This window comes from Bacillus cereus group sp. BfR-BA-01441, from assembly GCF_022663075.1.
GTDB classification, from domain to species: Bacteria; Bacillota; Bacilli; order Bacillales; family Bacillaceae_G; genus Bacillus_A; species Bacillus_A cereus.
Genome location: NZ_JAKUEU010000208.1, coordinates 1 through 1,342, shown reverse-complemented (window position 1 = coordinate 1,342; position 1,342 = coordinate 1). Strand labels below are relative to the sequence as shown.

Sequence of the window (1,342 nt, the reverse complement as noted above, 5' to 3'; positions counted from 1 at the left end):
TAATGATGGCAGAGAGGTCACACCCGTTCCCATACCGAACACGGAAGTTAAGCTCTCTAGCGCCGATGGTAGTTGGGACCTTGTCCCTGTGAGAGTAGGACGTTGCCAGGCAAATGGAGGATTAGCTCAGCTGGGAGAGCACCTGCCTTACAAGCAGGGGGTCGGCGGTTCGATCCCGTCATCCTCCACCATTTAGCCGACTTAGCTCAATTGGTAGAGCAACTGACTTGTAATCAGTAGGTTGGGGGTTCAAGTCCTCTAGTCGGCACCAGAAATCATGGCGGTTGTGGCGAAGTGGTTAACGCACCGGATTGTGGCTCCGGCATTCGTGGGTTCGATTCCCATCAGTCGCCCCATTTTTCTTAAATAAATTAATATGCGGGTGTGGCGGAATTGGCAGACGCACCAGACTTAGGATCTGGCGCCTTTGGCGTGGGGGTTCGACTCCCTTCACCCGCACTTTTAATTAAATAACTCATACATGTCTTGCGGAAGTAGTTCAGTGGTAGAATACAACCTTGCCAAGGTTGGGGTCGCGGGTTCGAATCCCGTCTTCCGCTCCAATTTTCAATATGACATGCCGGGGTGGCGGAACAGGCAGACGCACAGGACTTAAAATCCTGCGGTGGGTGACCACCGTGCGGGTTCGACCCCCGCCCTCGGCACCATATGCGCCCGTAGCTCAATTGGATAGAGCGTTTGACTACGGATCAAGAGGTTAGGGGTTCGACTCCTCTCGGGCGCGCTTTTATTAACGGGAAGTGGCTCAGCTTGGTAGAGCACCTGGTTTGGGACCAGGGGGTCGCAGGTTCAAATCCTGTCTTCCCGATATTCCTAAAAAACATGGGGCCTTAGCTCAGCTGGGAGAGCGCCTGCCTTGCACGCAGGAGGTCAGCGGTTCGATCCCGCTAGGCTCCACTTAAATTAATATCATTTATGGCGGTGTAGCTCAGCTGGCTAGAGCGTACGGTTCATACCCGTGAGGTCGGGGGTTCGATCCCCTCCGCCGCTACCATAAAGGACCTTTAGCTCAGCTGGTTAGAGCAGACGGCTCATAACCGTCCGGTCGTAGGTTCGAGTCCTACAAGGTCCACCATTAGACGTATATATCTCGGAGGTATACCCAAGTTCGGCTGAAGGGATCGGTCTTGAAAACCGACAGGCGGCGAGAGTCGCGCGGGGGTTCGAATCCCTCTACCTCCTCCATTTTTTCTAAAGTAAATATTTTATCATCGCGGGGTGGAGCAGCACGGTAGCTCGTCGGGCTCATAACCCGAAGGTCGCAGGTTCAAATCCTGTCCCCGCAACCAAATGGTCCCGTGGTGTAGTGGTTAACATGCCT

At 53.9% G+C, this 1,342-nt stretch carries 13 tRNA genes and 1 rRNA gene; all 14 read left to right on the top strand.

Annotation, left to right across the window (positions count from 1 at the left end):
- Positions 1 to 111, top strand: a 5S ribosomal RNA gene (gene rrf, locus MR107_RS30055); the annotation flags it as partial.
- Between the two features lie 4 nt (positions 112 to 115).
- A tRNA-Val gene (locus MR107_RS30050) sits at positions 116 to 191 on the top strand.
- A 4-nt stretch (positions 192 to 195) separates the two neighbouring features.
- Positions 196 to 271, top strand: a tRNA-Thr gene (locus tag MR107_RS30045).
- A gap of 9 nt (positions 272 to 280) precedes the next feature.
- Positions 281 to 356: transfer RNA gene (locus MR107_RS30040), tRNA-His, on the top strand.
- A 22-nt stretch (positions 357 to 378) separates the two neighbouring features.
- Positions 379 to 459: transfer RNA gene (locus tag MR107_RS30035), tRNA-Leu, on the top strand.
- Between the two features lie 29 nt (positions 460 to 488).
- A tRNA-Gly gene (locus MR107_RS30030) sits at positions 489 to 563 on the top strand.
- A gap of 16 nt (positions 564 to 579) precedes the next feature.
- A tRNA-Leu gene (locus MR107_RS30025) sits at positions 580 to 668 on the top strand.
- A gap of 3 nt (positions 669 to 671) precedes the next feature.
- A tRNA-Arg gene (locus MR107_RS30020) sits at positions 672 to 745 on the top strand.
- Between the two features lie 10 nt (positions 746 to 755).
- A tRNA-Pro gene (locus MR107_RS30015) sits at positions 756 to 829 on the top strand.
- A gap of 16 nt (positions 830 to 845) precedes the next feature.
- Positions 846 to 918: transfer RNA gene (locus MR107_RS30010), tRNA-Ala, on the top strand.
- 20 nt (positions 919 to 938) lie between these two features.
- Positions 939 to 1,015, top strand: a tRNA-Met gene (locus MR107_RS30005).
- A 4-nt stretch (positions 1,016 to 1,019) separates the two neighbouring features.
- Positions 1,020 to 1,096: transfer RNA gene (locus MR107_RS30000), tRNA-Ile, on the top strand.
- A gap of 17 nt (positions 1,097 to 1,113) precedes the next feature.
- A tRNA-Ser gene (locus tag MR107_RS29995) sits at positions 1,114 to 1,206 on the top strand.
- 27 nt (positions 1,207 to 1,233) lie between these two features.
- Positions 1,234 to 1,310 (top strand) — tRNA-Met (locus MR107_RS29990).
- Positions 1,311 to 1,342: the final 32 nt, after the last annotated feature.